This is a genomic window from Candidatus Krumholzibacteriia bacterium (assembly GCA_035268685.1).
Taxonomy (GTDB): domain Bacteria; phylum Krumholzibacteriota; class Krumholzibacteriia; order JAJRXK01; family JAJRXK01; genus JAJRXK01.
Genome location: DATFKK010000160.1, coordinates 1 through 16,801, shown reverse-complemented (window position 1 = coordinate 16,801; position 16,801 = coordinate 1). Strand labels below are relative to the sequence as shown.

Genomic DNA, 16,801 nt, shown 5'->3' with positions numbered 1-16,801 from the left:
GTCGCCACGCGTGCCGTCCCCGCGGGTGATGCCCAACGCCAGGGCGCCGTCGCGGTACCGGAGCGCCGCGGCGACCCCGTCGATCTTCGGTTCCACCACGTACCCCTCGGGTTCTTCGCCCAGCAGTCGCGTGAGCCTCTGGTGGAAGGCGACGACCTCGTCGGCGTCGTAGCTGTTGGCCAGCGAGATCATCGGGACCGAGTGTTCGACGCGCTCGAACGATCCGGCCAGATCGCTGCCCACCCTCTGCGTCGGCGAGTCCTCGGTCCGCAGCTCCGGGAAACGTCGCTCCAGTCCCGTGAGTTCTTCGACCAGGGCGTCGTACTCACGATCGGAGATCTGCGGCTTCGCCTTCACGTAGTAGAGCTGGTCGTGACGGCGGATCTCGGCCCGCAGCCAGGCCACGCGGTCGCGCGCGGTGTCGAAGTCGATTCGGGGATCGGCATCCACGGTCGGCGGCTCCTCGGCGGGAAGCTGGACGAAGCGTGAAGATGCCAGAAGCCGCCCGCGGTGGCCAGGGGCCGATCTCGGCTCAGAATCCCCGCACGAGCACCAGGTGGAGCTTGCCCGCGTCGAAGCCGACCCGCTCGGCGAAGCCCAGGCTCAGGTCGATGGCCCCGAGCGTCGTCGGCGAGCGCAGCCCGACCCCGAAGCCGCGCAACCACTGCTCGTCGACGTCGTCCTCGCGCGTCGTCTGCACCCAGCCCAGGTCGAGGAACAGGAAGCCCTGACCGCCGTCGGCCGGGCCCAGGACGACCTCGCCCCCGCCCCACGCCACGCGCTCGCCCAGGAAGCGTTCCTCGGCGTAGCCCCGCACGGTGGTGGCGCCGCCCAATGCCCACTGCTCGCTCCGGGGCAGCGGAAGATCACCCGTCTCGGTGGATCTCCAGTGGAGGTCGAGGGCCACGGCCACGTTGCGACCGAAGGCGCTGGCCAGGCGACCGTCGAATTCGACGAGGGTCTGCGCGATCGTCGCCTCGACGCTGTCGTCACCCTCGGGGTCACGGAGACGGTCGACCACCCGCGCTGCCTCGACCGCCGAACGGAAGGTCCCGTAGAACCCACGTGAACGCGGGCGATCCGCGGCGAAGCCCACACTCCCGCCGAAGCGCTGCCGCAGTCGCACCCGGCCCTGCTGGCCGAAGAAGGTGGTCCGGTCGGCTCCGATCGAGAACGAGAGCAGACGCCCCGATGCGTCCGGCAGCTCGACACGCAGGTCTCCCCGGACCAGGTCGAAGCCGTCGTCCTCGTGCCGCTGGCCGGCCTCGACCCTCAGGTCCAGCCCCGTTCCGAAGACGGCGGGCTCGAGGTACGAGACGTCGAGCCGTCGGCGCGAACGCCCGTCGTCGCTCCAGCGGCCCGTGAAGGCGCGCGCCGTCCCGAACAGGTCGAGCAGCACGAGGTCGACGCTCCCGCTGATCCGGGTCTCGTCCTCGTCGTCGCGCACCGCGCCGATGGCAGCCGAGAACGACCCCGTGGTCGGCGCCTGCTCGACCCGGAGCACCACGTCGACCTCGTCGGGCTCACCCGGTCGCGGACGCAGACCCACCGCCTCGACCGAACGCACCAGGTGCGAACGCCCCTCCAACCGGGCACGGGACTCCTCGAGCGTCGACTCGCGCACCCAGTCTCCGACCTCCAGACCGCTCAAGCGGGCGAGCACGTCGGGCCGGGTGTGCGTGGCGCCCTCGACGACCACCGCGCCGATGCGGCGGCGCGGTCCGGTGACCAGTGACACCGTCAGCGCGACCCGGCCGGTGGCCGGGTCCGCCGTCTGCTCGACGACGGTCGCGCTGGCGAAGGGATGACCCCGTTCGCCCACGGCGCGCAGCCCGCGGCGCAGAGCGGCCTCGAAGCGCGAAGGCCGCAGCAGCACGCCCTCGCCCAGAGCGGCGGCCTCGCGCCAGACACGGGCCAGCTCGTCGTCGGTGGAGCGCACCTGCAGCGTGCCGACCCGGGCTCGGCGCCCGGGGTCGACCCGGACGCGGGTCGTGTCGCCGCGCGTGGTCACGGCCACCCGTGCCCACAACCAGCCCTCGGAGCGCAGCACCTCGTAGGCGCGACCGGCGGCGTCCTGGTGCGCCGGCACCACCAGTCGGTCGCGGAGCACCTGGGCCGCCTCGTCGTCGCCGACGACCAGTGTCGTGGCGGCGGAAACGTCCGTCGCCACGAGCCACAGGAGGCCGACGATCCACCATGCCCTAGAAGCGCGCACGCGTCTCCACCCCCAGGTCCTGACGCACCGGCCGGTCGGGCTCGTCCCGGACCGAGTACCGCAGACTCACCGACAGATCCCCACGGCCACCCCACTGCAAGCGGAACGATGCCGAACGCTGCGTCCCGGGCCGCTCGAAGAAGAACGGTCGATTCACGGTCACCTCGTCGGCCTCCCGGACGTCGGCGAAGCGCGCCTGCACCGTGGCCTGCAGGCCGAGCAGACCCGTGGTGAACGACGGCGACACGGCCAGGATCGTCTGTTCGATCTCGGCGATCGCCTCGCTCCGGTCGGTCCACCGTCCTTCGAGTTCCATCCGCGTCGAGCGGTCACGTCGCCACCGAAGGGCCGTGGCCATCGACAGGTCCTCGACTTCGTAGCTGCGCCGCAGGGGATTCGTGGTGTCGGTCGACGACCGCTCACGCGTCTCCGTTCCCACTTCCAGTCGCAGGGCGAATCCCGAGGCCAGTTCGCTCTCGAGACGCGCCTCGGTCAGCCGGTTGCGCCGCTCCTCGACGCCCTCCCGGAAACGTTGGTCCAGACCGTCGCGTCGTTCGTGGTCGATGCGCAGGTCGAAGCGCCGGATGCGTCGCAGCAGCGTCAACTCGTTGCGCAGCCGCTGCTCGCCGAAGAGCGTCACGTCGGGATCGCGCAACACGCCGGGATCGAGCATCAGGAGGCGCGTGGTGTCGTCGGTCCGACTGCGCTCGGTCACTTGCCACAACAGCGAGTTGCCGAAGCCTCCGAAGCGCGTCGTGTTGGGTTGCACGTCGAGTCGCGCCGACCACTCGACCTCGGTCGCGCGCACGAGGCTGTCGGTCGGAGTGAAGACCACGTCGTAGTCACCCTGGTTCACCCCCACCGGGTTGCCCTCGATGTCGAAGTCACCCTCGCCGATGCCCACGAAGACGATCTCGCGGCCGAGCACGCGGTTCTGTTCGTTGCTCACCCGATAGTCCAGATCGAGGGAGTATCCGCGCTGCCGGTCGCGGCGGTCGTAGCCGATGGCGGCCAGACGCGTGGTCTCGGCCACGTCGCCGGGCAGCTCCGCTCGCCGCCATGTCACGTCGACGTCGAAGCGCGAGTCCGCACCACCCAGGCCGAGGCGCCCGCGGACCTGGCTGACGTCGCGGGCGAAGTCGAAGCCGGAACCGTCGCTGTCGAGGGAGTCGGCGACCTCGTGCGTCCAGGCCAGGGCTCCCAGACCGGTCCATTCACTGCCGAGCTCGACCGTTCCGCTGCGGTACCCGCGTGCCCGTTCCTGGCGACGGTCTTCGAAGCGCTCCGAGCGCAACTCGACGAATGGGATCCAACCCCGGTCACTCCACTGCAGACGCACGCGCCTGTCGTCGCGATCGCTGGCCCCGCCACCCCGACGATCGGCCCGCGTGGACGCCAGGGCGTGGCGGAAGTGGACGGGACCGAGCAGTCGTCCCGCACCGGTCGTCGTCCACCGTTGACCGCTGTAGTCCGCACCGCGATCGAGGAGCTGCCAGGCTGCGTCCACGCGGCGCTCGTCCCCCTTCCACTCACCCCCGAGATCGACGTGATCCTCGGCGGCGTCGCGTCTCTCGTCCTGCAGATTCCAGGCTTCGTAGAAGAAGGGCGCACGCAGACGACCGAGCGCGAAGAAGCGGTCCTCGATGCGCTCCGCGCGACCTCGCAACCGGAGTCCGGTGTCGTCGTCGGCTTCGCCGAAGAGTCGCGGGGTGAGGAACTCGAGCCCGTAGGCCGATCCCGCGTTGTCACCGTCGTCGAGCGGGCTGAACCGGTTCGCGTCGTGCGCCGTACGGTCGACCTCGGCGCGTACGTAGCCCGTGGTCTCGTCGCGGCCCCACTGCCCGTGGGCCACGATGACGTCGGTCACCGCGGGCAGGGGAAGCGCTCGACCGATCGCGTAGTCACCCTGTCCGGGGCCCACGTACTCGTAGGTCAACTCTCCCTCGGCGTTCGCGCCGAGGACCCGATACGATCCCTCCCCTGGACCCACGAAGAGGAAGTCGACGTCGAAATCGCCACCGTTGCTGTCGGCCAGGGCGAAGAAGCGCACGCCGTCACCGGTGAAGCGTTCCTCGTAGGCCCCCTCGCCCGGATCGGTCCGCCGCACGCCCGCACTGCGTGCGGCCTCGGGATCGTCCCCGGCCGCCTCGAGCACCGCGATCTCGGAGTCCTCGAGCGATCGATCCCGCGGCCGGTCGGGATCGTCGCCCTCGCGCAGGGCCACCAGCCCGAAGCGAAGGTCGCCCACGCCCACGCTGTCGACCCGGGCTCCCACCACGTTGCGCCGGTATCCCGTGTCGGCGGCCTCGTAGTCGATGGCGATGCGCGTGGTGGCGTCGATCGGGCGCCGAGACGTGAAGGTGATCGTGCCCCGCACGTAGTCCACCGTGTAGTCCTGGTCCTCGCCGCGGGTGACGCGTTCGCCGTTCACCCACACCTGCTCGCTACCCGCGACGATGAAGGTGGTTCCGACCTGTCGAACGTCCAGCAACTCGTAGGGACCCTGCACCGCCTCGCGCCCGAAGATCTCGACCTCGATGCGGCGACCCTGCGGTGCGCCCCCGATGAACTCCACGCGGGCCCGCCGGTCGTAGCCCTCGAGGTTCAGTCCCTGCAACTTGCGGCTGTAGGGGACGAAACGGCCGAGGCGTCGATCGACCCGGAAGTCGCCGAGCGTCGCACGGCCGCGCGACCCGAAGAGCTCGATCCGCACCTGGTCCAGATCACTCAGTTCCTCCGTGTTGCCCTCGGGAGTGATCGGCAGGTTCTCGTCGCTGATCTCGGCGCGGACCCCGATGGTCTCGGTGAGTCTGCCGGTGACCGACAGGTTCAGGCCCTGGTCGACGGTGGCGTCGCGGTTGGTGCCGCCCTGGACGCTCACCGTCTTGCTGCCGCGGATGTTCAGCAGACCCGGCGATCGCTGCGTACGAGTGGTGTCGCGCGGCGCCCGGACGCCGGTGGTCGTGGGTTCGTCGACCCGATCGTCGAGGGGTTCGCGCAACTGGACGAAGCCCGGCAGACGGACCGGGTCGAAGCGGTACCGGACGACGACCCGCGCGTCGGTGGGACGGGCCTGCCGCAACACGACGGCACCGGCGGGACCGAGCACGCGGTAGCTCTCGGCTCCTACGCGATGCCCGTCGATCCGCAGCTCGAGCACTTCGACCACGGGACGTCGGGTCAGATCCAGACGGACCTGCAGGGCGTCCACCCGCAGGGTGTCGGTGCGGACGGCCAGCGACGACGGCCCCCGCCACTGCAGCGAATCGGTCGAGGCCGCAGCCCCCGCGACACCGGACCACACGCCGGCGAGCACGACGACGACGACGATCACGCGCGTGCGCACACCGCCCCCTCCCGCGGACCGGGTCGGCTCAGGGGTACACGATCTCGTAGACGACCAGGGCCTTGCGCTGATCGTCGGCCACGTACAGGCGGTCGTCGGGACCGATCGCGCAGTCCACCGGTCTTCGCAGGCGCCCGTCGTCGAACTCGTCGGTTCCGATGCGATCGATGACCTGCAGATCGGGCGAGAACACGACCACGTGCTGTCCCCCGGTGTCCGCCACGTACACATTGCCCCACCGGTCGCACGCGATCCCCGTCGGCGCGATCAGTTGTGGGTCGATCTCGTCGATCGACCGCGTTCCGAGCAGGAACACACCGTTGCGGTCGAAGGCCTGTACCCGGCGATTGCCCCGATCGGCGACGTACAGGATTCCGTCGAGGCCGAAGGCCACACCGACGGGGGTGTCGATCTGCCCGTCGAAGCTCCCCCACTCGGCTACGACCACGTCGAGGTCGAGGAACGGACCGGTGACCAGCACCTCGTGGTTCCGCGCGTCGGCCACTGCGACGCGCCCGTCGCGGTCGATGGCCAGTGCCGACGGATCGATGGTGTTGCGCCGGGTGAGCTGACGCACGTCGAGGAACACGTCGCGGAACACCCCGTCGGCAGTGAACCGCAGCACGCGACGTTCGGCGGCGTCGAGGACGAAGAGCAGCAGTCCGTGTTCGACGAGGTCGATCGGAACCAGGTTCGAAGGGCCGTCGAGCCCGCCCACGTACAGCCCGTCGCGATCGAAGTGATGGATGATGCCCCTGGCGCTGTCGGCCAGGAAGAAGCGCGCGTCGGGCAGGACCGCCACCGCGGTCGGCGCACTGATGGCACCCCAGGGTGCGTCGCGCCGGCTCTCGATCACGTCGACGACCTGGAAATCGGTCGGCACGACCGGATCGGTCGATCGCAGCACGTCCTCGGGAACGGGCACGTGGGCAGGCCGGCACGCCGGCAGCAGCAGCAGGCTGCCCAGCAGGCTCGCGGCCGCGAGCCGGGCCGATCCGCCCGCGGCGCCGATCAGAAGCTCCGCCCCAGAAGGAGCGTGGCCGATGGGTCGGTCGGCGTGGGATCGAAGTCCACGTCGACCGAGAATCCACGGGCCTCGATCAACCCCTGCGGCTCCGCGGCGCCGACGGGCCCGCTGCGAACCGCATCGGCGAAGGCCACGACGCGGTTCAGGAGCGCGAACAACAGCACGAAGTCGGCGCGATCGTAGGCCGAGATCGCATCCGACCGGCGCTGCAGGTATTCGCGCCGGCGTCGCTCACTGTTCCACTCCCAACTGTCGGACTCGGGGATCGTGCCGTCGTTCAGTCCCACCGTCACCGGCTCACCGTTCAGTTCCTGTTCCTGAGCGGCGGCGCGATTCTCGCGGCGGACCTGCGCGTTGAACTCCTCCGAGTCGACGTACACGCCGACCGAACGCCAGTACTCGTCGTCGTCGCGACCGGAGTCGACACCGGCGAAGATGCCGGCGAACTCCTCGTAGCGGTCCTCGCGGTGGCGTCCCTGCATCTCGCTGAAGATCCAGGTACCCCACACCGCGGCCTCGACCGAGGCGAAGGCGATGGCCCGCTTCGTGTGCCCGGCCCGGTACTGACTCCATCCCGGGATCAGAAGGGACCAGGCACCGTGCCCGATCCGCTGCAGACGATCCTGCAGCAAGGACGGCTCGGCCTGCATGAGCGCGGGGTCGGACTGCGGCGTGGTCGCCAGCACGGCTTCGCGCGAGACCGACTCGAGTCTCGAGCGGGCTTGGCCACCGTCGGCCACAGCGCTCGCGTTCGCGGCCGTGGACACCGAAACGGCGAGAAGACCAGTCACGAGGGCTGCGCGCATCATCAGTAGGTCACCTTCCAGGCGAGGCTCGCCCCACTGACCCCGAAGGGCCGGACCGAGGGGCCGCGGGACACCGGGCCTTCGCTCTCGGGGACGGATCGATCGTAACGGTTGCCGATGAACCCCTCCAGGTAGGCCATCTGCAACAAGCTGAACACGCGCGTGAGCAGCGCGACGTTGGTCAGCGTGTCGCGCGTTTCGAAGGCGTCGTTGCTCTCGTTGCGCATGGCCTGGTAGGTGCGGCGCAGCGGCGTGGCGAAGGGATCGTCGGACTCGAACCAGGTTCCGGGATCGTCGGGCTGCGGTCGGTAGGCCCCGCCGCGCGTGACCTCGAAGTTGTTCTCCTCGTTCCAGGCGGGGTCCCAGAACTCGCGCCAACCCCAGGCGAAGACGTCCCACTTGCCCAGGTTCTCGAACCACTCGCGCTCGTCGTCCTCGCGCGAGACCCACAGCGGGATGTCCAGGAAGGTCTCGGCATCGGTCGCGCCCACGTCCTCGGCCCAAAGGCGGAAGTTCTCGTCGATGCCGCTGTCGGGTGTTCCCCCGACGCTCGCCTTCCACTGCTCCTCGCTCCAGTGCTCCAGGGCGAAGGCACGGTACTCTTCCTCGAGGTCGTCGCCCTCGGCGTTCTTGTCGAACCACACGGCCCAGACGGCGACGTCGGCCGCGATCAGGGCGCCGCCGCGCAGGTAGTAGCCGGTGAGGGTCTCCCCCAGACCCGGCACGGCCGCCGAGGCGAGCACGGCCCACCAACGCCGGGGCGCCGCGGTGTCGGCGACGCCGCCACCCTCCCATTGCGCGTCCGACGAATCCTGCTGGAGCAGCATCGCGGGATCGACCGAACCCAGATCCACGCGAGGGCGGCCGTCGGTCGGTGCCGGGGCGAGGAGGTCGCGCTCGATCACTCCCAGTTCCCCCGCGCCCGCGATGTTCGCCGTCGACACGATGCACAGGACGAGCAACACGGACGGGATCGACTGCAGCTTCATCGTGTCCTTCACCGTTCGATGTAGAGGGTCATGACGTCGGTGGTGCGCCCGCGGGCGCCCACGTAGTCCAGACGACACAGATAGGCTCCCGAGTGCAGACCCGTGGTGTCGAACTCCACCGACACCGGGACGCCGTCGTCGTCGATCGATCGGCGCACCGAGCGCACCTCCTGGCCCTCGAGGTTGTACACGACGAGTTCCGCATCGTGCGGGCTGCCGCTGAAGAAGCGAACGGTCGCGCGGGCTCCCGTCTCGCCCCGCACGGGGTTCGGCCAGACCGCGGGTGCGGCGTTCGCCACCGCCTCGTCGGCTCCACCGGCCGGACTGCCCAGGCTGCCGCGCCCCGACCGACGCACGTCGCCGCCGCGGAGCAACCATTCCGAGGGGCTCTGCGCCGCGACCGCCCGCGGCCCGAGATCCACGGCCGTCAGCCGCGCCGACAAGGTGCGCCATCCGGAGTCCAGGGTGTCGCCGAGGGCGTCGAACAGGAACACCGCGCGCCGCAGCTCGTCGCCGACCTCGAGATCGGTGATCAGCGGAGCCACGACACCGCCTCCGGCCACCCGCTTCGGGAAACCGGGCGTCGGCCCGCCGTCGGTGTCCACCGCCTGCAGGAGTCCGTAGGTGCTCACGAACGCGACCTCGTTGCGCCCGTCGCCGTCGACGTCGGCGACCAGCGGCCCACTGGCGACCTCGTCGGGGAAGGGGTCGGTGACCACGTAGTGATCCGACAGACGCTTCGGGAAGCCGACGATCTCGACGCCCGACGTGTGACGGGCCGAGATCCACGATTCACTGCACAACACCAGGTCGTTGCGCCCGTCGCCGTCGAGATCCGCCACGGCCAGGTCGCCCACCGGTGCGGCGTCGAGCGGATCACCGAACTCCGACCGCGTCCAGGTGTCGTCGGCCTGCCGCACGACCTCGATCACGGCTCCGGTGGTGTCGGCGAAGACCAGGCGCCGGTCGTCCTCTCCGTCCGGCCACGCAACGAGGCGTCCGTCGTGACCGAAGGGCTCTGCCGTCGGCTCCGACCGCGCACCGTCCGTCGCGTTCCAGGTCCAGACACCGCCGTCGGTGATCGCGGCCAGATGATCGACCCCACCCCATCGGTGCACGACGAGATTCGATCTCAGGACGCCGTTGGCGGGATCCGGCTCGATCAGGGTGTCGTCGACGAGAGATCCCCCGTCGAGCCGCCACAGGGCGATCCGGGCCGACGCCCGATTGCCGGCGGCCACCCACGTGGCGCCGTCGTCCTGCACCACGACGGGGCCGACGTCGACCGAATCGCCGAAGGTGGCGGAGACGTCGCGTTGCAGACCGTTCACCGTCGGCGAGAAGACCTCGAGGACACCCGTGTCCGACACCGTCACCACACGCGGCGTATCCCCCGCGACGACGGCGAGCGCTCCCGCCGGCTCCCCGGCCAGATCGATCACACGCGCGGCCGCGAAGCGCGGGCTCCCGTCCACGCCGTAGGCGTAGAGGCCCGGGGCCGCGCTCGAATCGGCCACGGTTGCGGCCACGATCACCGTCGGCTCGCCGCCCAGGTCCACCAGGACCGGGCTCATCGCCGCGCCCCGGACGATCGTCGGCACGCCGTCGCCGTTCGGCGCGTCGGGAAGCTCCACCGGGAATCCGGCTCCGGTCCCCGGATCGAAGAGTCCCTCGATCCGCGCCGTCACGCGCGTGGCCACGCGGTCGCTCGGACCGATCCCGCTCAGGCGGACCCCGGTCGGGATCCGAAAGGTACTGCGGCTGTTCGGGAGGCCGTCGGGCGTGAGTTCGGTCGAGGTCCGCGGATAGGTGATCGTCTCCGTGCCCACGGCGCCCGTGCTGTCGGTCGTCTCGTAGACGAAGGTGCTGAGGTCGCGGAAGGAGTCCTCGTCGCTCCCGATGAACCCCCGGGTGTTGAAGTCGAAGACTCCCACGTCCTGCACGCCGTCGGCCTCGATGAGTTCCACGCCGAGTCGGTCCCGGAAGGCCTGCACCGAGTTGTTCGCGTCGAAGGCCTCGACGCGGTCCTGACGGACGCGCCACACCTGCAACCCACCCGCGAAGGGCATGAAGAAGTCGTAGAGGTGCGTGTTGCGCGGCTCGGGGCCGGGTGCGTCGAAGTCTCCGAGGTAGAGAACGACACCGGTCTCGGGATCGCTGAACAGCGCCCAGTTGCCCTCGCTCACCGGCGGGATCCAGCGGTTCTCGACCAGGAAGAACTCCTCGGGAGAGACGTCCAGCCGCAGGACCTTCTCGCGCGTGTCCTGCCGGTACGACGCGGGCAGGTCGACCGTCACCGGATCACTGCCGACACGGATCTCCTCGGTGAAGCCCAGGTACCACCGAGTCCACGCGCTCGCCGCCGGTGGCAAGAGCCCCGTGACGATCTCGATCCGGTCGGCCGCCTCGTCGCCGTCGCTGTCGATCCCGATCGCCGCCGCGAGATTGGTCCCGGAATCCATGATGCCCCAGTAGCCGATCGTCGGCAGACCGGTGAGCGTACTGTAGAGATCGGGAAGTCCCAGGGCGTGCCCGAACTCGTGCATGAGCGCGGCCGAGATGCTCCCGGCCAGACCGTCCTGGTTGGTGGTTTCGGGAATCACGCTGCACTCGGTGATCAGACCCTGCGTACCCGAGTCGCTGTCGACCGACTCCAGCTGCACCCGCGCGCTGTCACCGAGCGACACGAAGAAGGTCGGGATGTCGTTGGGCGAGTAGCCCTCCTGCCCTTCCTGGAAGACCAGGTTGCTCTGCAGGTCCGCGCCGGCATGGGCGAAGATGATGAAGGTGTTCGGGTCGTCGAAGTCGAAGTCCGCCAACCGCACACTTCCGTCGGCCAGCGTTCCCCGGTCGGCCTCGAGGATCATGTCCCGGACCAGCTTCTCGAGCAGTTCGACCGTCCACGATCCGCCCGACCCCGGCCCGTAGTCCGCGATGTCACTGAGGAAATAAGCGTCGTCGTTGCCCTCGGGCAGCACCTGGCTCTCCACGTGGATCAGCCCGTTGCTCATGCTGCCCCAGTACTCGGCCAGACCGCGCATGTGCGACTCGAAGTACTTCCGGTCGTGCGGGGGCGGATCGAAGATCACCGTGTCCTCGGGGGCCGGCTCCAACTGGAAGTTTCCGTCGGTGGTGACCGCCGTCAGTTCGCCCGAGCGGTCTTCGCGGAAACCGATCCGGATCAGCAGGACGCTCAGCGTCTCGGGCTGGGCGATTCCGCCCGAGCGCAACAGGCGCCGGATACGGGCGTCACGGCGGGCCAGACCCTTGCGCGACATGCCGTGCGGGCCGAGCTGTTCGCGGACCCGCGCCGCACTCTCGCCGCGCTGCCGGGCCCGATCGCGCAGCAGCTCCAACCGCGCCGATGCGGTCGCATCGACCGCCGACCGCTGCCCGCGCAACAGAGGACGCGGGCCGTCGTCGGTGCCTTCGAGCACCGGGAGGACCTTTTCCGCCGAGCCGGTGCCCGCTGCGTGGGCCCCGGTCGTCGCTGCCAGCGCACACGCCACGGCGAGCACCAGCGCGACACACCGGAACCGTCGGGCACCCACCCGACCGACCCGGCCTCGATCCCGGGCGTGTCGCGTCGTTCGTCGTGGCGTCATCGTGGGCTCCCCTGCTACCAGCGCATCCCGAGACTGAATCGATTGACCTGCTCGAGGTCCTGCGCCTGCGGCACCCGGGCGTAGTCGAAGACCAGCGGCGTCCCGATGGCCTGCTCCAGGTCGAAGCCGAAGCCCCACGTGATGTCCTTGATGTCGCCCTCGTCGTCGTACTTGTAGCCACCCCGCACCGACAGCAACTGGGCGTAGGTCCACTCGACGCCTCCGCCATGGACGACCGTCTCGTCGCCGTCGACCAGCATGTCCATGTAGTCATAGATGACCGTCAGACGGCTCTGTGTGGTCTTCAACACGTCCCAGCCGAAGCCCAGGCGGTAGTTGGTCGGCAGGGGGTCGGCCTGCTGCTCGTCGACGAAGGTCACGTCGCCACCGAGGTTGGTGAGCGTGCCCCCGAGATGCACGTCGTCGGTCACGTCCCACAGCACGCCGAGATCGGCGGCCCAACTCGAGCCGTTGCCGCTGGCGCCCTGGTCGGCCAGCACACTGCCCGGCGCGAGGTCGATGCGCACGTACTTCACGCCGATGCCCACACCGATGTTCGGGGCGAACTTCACACCGTACGAGCCCTGGAGGGCCCATTCGGACGAGCTGAAGGTGTCGCCGGCCGTGCCGTCGAGACCCGTCTGGATCTGTTCGCCCTGATCGAGGAACGTGAGCGATGCACCGAGCATGCCCCAGCCCTCGACGTAGGCGGCACCACCCATCCAGTACAGGGCGACGTCGTCGGCCAGATCGGGGACGAGGCGGCTGTACATGACGTGCCCGTGCAGGGTCCGTCCCTCGTCGGCGGCGAAGGCGAAACCACCGAGGTTCCACCACTGGGCGGTCACGTCACGATTCACGGCGGTGCCCGCCTCGCCGAGCGCGCTGTACTGCGCCCCGATCGGGAAGGTCAGGCTGATCGCGGTGCTCTGGCTGACCGCGGCGGCCTCCGTGGCCGCGAACACGAGGAGCGATCCGAGCAGGATCGATCCGAGTCTGCGGTGGCGGTGCATGGTGTGTGGTCCTCCTGCAAGAATGGTCGGGTGTCGGGGTCGTTCGGGATCGGGTTCCTCGGCACACGCGCTCAACGCATGAGAACGACACGGCCAGTGCTCGTCTCGGTCACCGGCGGTTCGGTCGCGAAGCGCGCGCGCACGATGTAGAGGTACGTTCCGTTGGCGATCTCGTCACCGCGGCGATCGCGGCCGTCCCACTCGACGACGGCGCGCCCCCCGCCCCCATCCAGGCGCATGCGCAGTGTGCGCACCGGTGACCCGTCGAGGGCGCGGATGTCGATCTCGAGATCGGCCGGAAGGCCACTCGGGCTGACCACGTCGACCACGAAACGGGTCGACGTACGGAAGGGATTCGGCACGGGCGCATGATTCCCGATGTCGGCGTCGCCGCCGGGCACGACCTCGAAGGAGATCTCCGAGCTACCTCCGTTGCTGAGCATGTCGCTCGCGGTCATGCGGAGCGTGTAGTTTCCCGCCTCGATCTCGCGGAGCGGTACCTCCACCGTGCCCCGCGTGGTGCTCCCCTCGTCGAGCGCGAAGCTCTCGGTGACGTCGGTGCTGAGGCCCGTGTCGCCGATCTCGTAGAGGATGGAGTTGGCCGGCGTGGTGCCCAGCGTGTTGATCCCACTCGGATCCTCGATCGTCGCCACCAGCACCGAGCCCGGCTGCACCCGGCGCGCGCCCTGCGCGAACTCCAGGGTGATGCTCGGACCCTCGGAGTCGTCGCTGTCGACCGGAGCGCGGATCACATCCACGCCTTCGGCCAGCCCCACGTACTGGTTCTCGCCGCTCTCCATGAGCACGCGCAGCCGCCCCTGCGAACCGAAGCGCATGACCGCGGGCGTGCGAACGTTCAGGTCGAGCGAGCTGTCGTCGAAACTGCCGGTCCCGCGGAAGAACGCGGCCCCGTCGAGCACGTAGGGCAGGGTCCGCTCGTTCGGCAACGGGAACTGCACCGAATCGGCGGACTCGCGCGCTTCGACGTACCAGGTCCCGTTGCGCGCGGCCACGGCCTCGAGTGCGGCGGCCAGATCGAGTTCCTGTCCCGAACGGAAGGACTCGCTCAGCGCACCCCCGAGTTCGACCGACTCCTCCGGCGAGCGCAACCGCAGCGCCGGATCGCCGAGGACCAGGTACTTCGCGTTGTTGCCCTGGGCGAGCGTCGACGACTGGACGCCCGGCGCACTCCACTTGCCACCGAGCAGCGCCAGCCCGATCGGTTGCGAGCGAGTCAGCCGCCGAGCCGGATTGATCGGATCGTCGGGATCCGGATACAGCGCGGTGTAGAAGGCCTCGGTCAGTTCCTCGTTCAGGTTGCTGAAGGTCACCTCGGCCGCGGCGATGGTGGCGATGGCCCCGCCTTCTTCCTGGAGCACGAGTTGCTCGGACATGCTGCGCGTGGTCGGATCCTCGTAGATCGACACGTCGCAGCTGAAGGCGAGGAACAACGGGAGTCGACCGCCGTTGTCGAGTGTCGCCACGTCCTCGATCCGGAACAGGACCTCGTCGGCCATCTGCGACGGCGAACCGTGCCCGATGTAGTGGACCACCAACGCGCCCTCGTCCCAGCGCTTCCGGAAGTCCAGCCGCGCGCCCGGCTTGCTGACCGCGCTCGGAGTGGGGCGCTCGTACTCGGTCAGATAGACCTTCGTCACGTCCAGAGCGGGCGGGAGCACGATCTCGGACACACACTCGGCCTCGCCGATGTGTTGCGACTCACCCGTACGGTTCGGAGGTGCGAACTCGTCGTCGGCCGCCAGCAGCACCCGGTTGCGCCAGGTCCCCGGCGCGGGGTCGAACTCGTAGTCCAGGATCCGTTGCACCAGGCGCGAGGCCTCGGCGACCGACGTGACCGGCAACCGACCGATGGCTGCGTCCGGCAGGTCGAGCTGCATTCCGAAGGGACGGAAGTCGAGCAGAGGATCGTCGTGGAAGCAGACGAGCCAGTCGTCACGACCGAAGGGAACCGCGGCGTAGTTGTTCGACCCACCCTCTTCGGGCCAGAAGTCCTGCACCCAGGTCGGGCAGAAGTCGGGATCGCTGCTCGGCAGCACGCCGCGGGCGTCGCGGTTGGCGTCGCCCACCATGAGCGCGTACGAGAAGTCACGATCGACCTCGTACAGGAACTTGAAGTAGTTGCGGATCGCCGCGGGATCCTTGGTGCCGTGTCCGAACTGGTCGTACACGTCCTGCAGCGCGACGGTGGTCACGCGAGGAGCGGAACGACCGTCGAGGACCTGGCTCCGCAGGTCACGCATGTCCTCGGCCGCGTCCCGGAAGACCGGCGGGTAGAGGATCACCATGTCCCAACCATCGCCCGGATCGCCCGCGGGCGTCGTCACCTCGTCGCGCAGCAGTCGCGGCCGGCGCCGCTCGAGCGACGACGGAGCGCGCAGCTGTTCGTCGAGGATCACCGTGAAGCGGCGCGCCACACCTTCGGAGACGTCGACCTCGAACTCCAACCGTGACCCGTCGGGCTCGATCTGCGGACCGCTCAGGAGGCGCGGACTCCAGGGATCGGTGCGGTCGAAGACCAGCGCCGTCCCCAGGCGCCCCTGGTCGTCGGTCACGACGTAGCGCCAGGTCTCATTGCGCGCTTCGGGAGCGGGAACGTACCAACGCAAGGGATCGGCGCCGACCTCCAGCGCTCGGCGCCAGTGCAGCGTGAACGAGTCGACCACCAGCCGCGGCGACGGCGATTCGGTGCGGTTGCTCACCGTCAGGCTGTTCCCGCCCGGACGCAACGGGATCGACCCGAAGCGGTACACCGGGATGTTGCGCCCCGTCTGGTCGGACTGCGTCGTGTAGTTCCAGGTCCGCACACCACCGAGCGACGCCCCGTTGAGGAAGTACTCGGCGGCGAAGTCGCTCTCCGAGCTGCCCGCCCGGCTGGCGATCGGTCGGATCTTCAACCACGCGGCACTGTCGGCGACCACGTCGGACAGGGCGAAATCGAAGGTCGTGGACTCGCCCGGCTGGATGCGTTCCCGCCACGACCAGTCGTCGCGAGCGAGGCCGAAGGCCACGAAGCGATTCTCCTCGAAGTGCGAGCGGACACGGACGTCGGTCAGCGTGCGATCGCTCGCCACGGGGGTGCTCGCCGCTGTGTCCATCCGCAGGGGCGCGCCGTCGAAGTCACCGGGTATGCCGCCGGCTTCGTCCCAGGTCATCCAGTAGGCGATCCGGTCGGCCGTCATCAGCTCGTCCTGTTCGAGCCATCCCGCCTCGGGATCGAACTCGTCGGACCAACCCGAACGCCCCGGGAGGTAGGCCACGATCTCGTCGCTGGGGCCGAAGGTCGCGCCCGAGGCGCGGACGCGGATGGCGCGCTCGCGCAGGTGGGAGTCGGCGGTCCAGCTCGCCGTGGGATCCTCCGCCCGCTCGGGCTGCGTCCGATGGCGCGCGCCGAAGATCCGGATGGTGTCGGGATCGATCAGGTCGACGTCGGCACCGAGCGCCGAGCGCAGACTGCCGTAGTCGATGCGGTGGAAACCGCCTTCGGAGAGTTCGATCCGCATCCACCGCGTGGAACGCGAGAAGATGTCGTCGATCGGTCCGACCAGGACACGTCGCTCGGCTGCCAGCAGCATGTCGCGTGCGGCCCGGGCGTTCTGGACACTGGCCGCGAGAGTGCGCTCGAACGGATCCCGGTCGGTGTCGAGAGCGATTCCGGGACTTCGGGAGAACGCGCGCCGCTCCGCCAGGCGCGCGTGCATGCCGGCGGGGGCCGGGTGCCGGAACTCCACCGTCACCGAGGCCGCGTCGGGGCGCCCGAGGCTTTCGCGGACCTTCGACAT

General features: G+C 69.6%; 9 protein-coding genes. All 9 read right to left on the bottom strand.

Features of this window, described 5'->3' with window-relative positions; all coding sequences use genetic code 11:
* Positions 1-450: NAD-dependent DNA ligase LigA (locus tag VKA86_15200; protein HKK72556.1), on the bottom strand; the 450-nt coding region annotated here is incomplete at its 3' end.
* Positions 451-532: 82 nt separating this feature from the next.
* On the bottom strand, positions 533-2,215 hold the full coding sequence (locus VKA86_15195; protein ID HKK72555.1) for a POTRA domain-containing protein: 1,683 nt from the start codon (positions 2,213-2,215) through the stop codon (positions 533-535).
* Entirely contained in the window at positions 2,202-5,561 is a 3,360-nt protein-coding gene (locus tag VKA86_15190) for a hypothetical protein (GenBank protein HKK72554.1), read from the bottom strand. The genes VKA86_15195 and VKA86_15190 overlap by 14 nt, the downstream gene beginning before the upstream one ends.
* A 28-nt stretch (positions 5,562-5,589) precedes the next feature.
* Complete coding sequence (locus VKA86_15185; GenBank protein HKK72553.1) at positions 5,590-6,468, bottom strand: NHL repeat-containing protein; 879 nt, start codon at positions 6,466-6,468, stop codon at positions 5,590-5,592.
* A gap of 104 nt (positions 6,469-6,572) precedes the next feature.
* Entirely contained in the window at positions 6,573-7,397 is an 825-nt protein-coding gene (locus VKA86_15180; protein ID HKK72552.1) for a hypothetical protein, read from the bottom strand.
* Entirely contained in the window at positions 7,397-8,383 is a 987-nt protein-coding gene (locus VKA86_15175; GenBank protein ID HKK72551.1) for a hypothetical protein, read from the bottom strand. The genes VKA86_15180 and VKA86_15175 overlap by 1 nt, the downstream gene beginning before the upstream one ends.
* An 8-nt stretch (positions 8,384-8,391) precedes the next feature.
* Positions 8,392-11,820 carry an immune inhibitor A domain-containing protein gene (locus VKA86_15170; GenBank protein HKK72550.1) on the bottom strand — a complete coding sequence of 1,143 codons (3,429 nt, stop codon included), beginning with the start codon at positions 11,818-11,820 and terminating at the stop codon, positions 8,392-8,394.
* 182 nt (positions 11,821-12,002) lie between these two features.
* On the bottom strand, positions 12,003-13,001 hold the full coding sequence (locus VKA86_15165; protein HKK72549.1) for a PorV/PorQ family protein: 999 nt from the start codon (positions 12,999-13,001) through the stop codon (positions 12,003-12,005).
* A 71-nt stretch (positions 13,002-13,072) separates the two neighbouring features.
* Positions 13,073-16,801, bottom strand: a 3,729-nt coding sequence (locus VKA86_15160; GenBank protein ID HKK72548.1) for a C25 family cysteine peptidase, incomplete at its 5' end; no start/stop codon positions are given.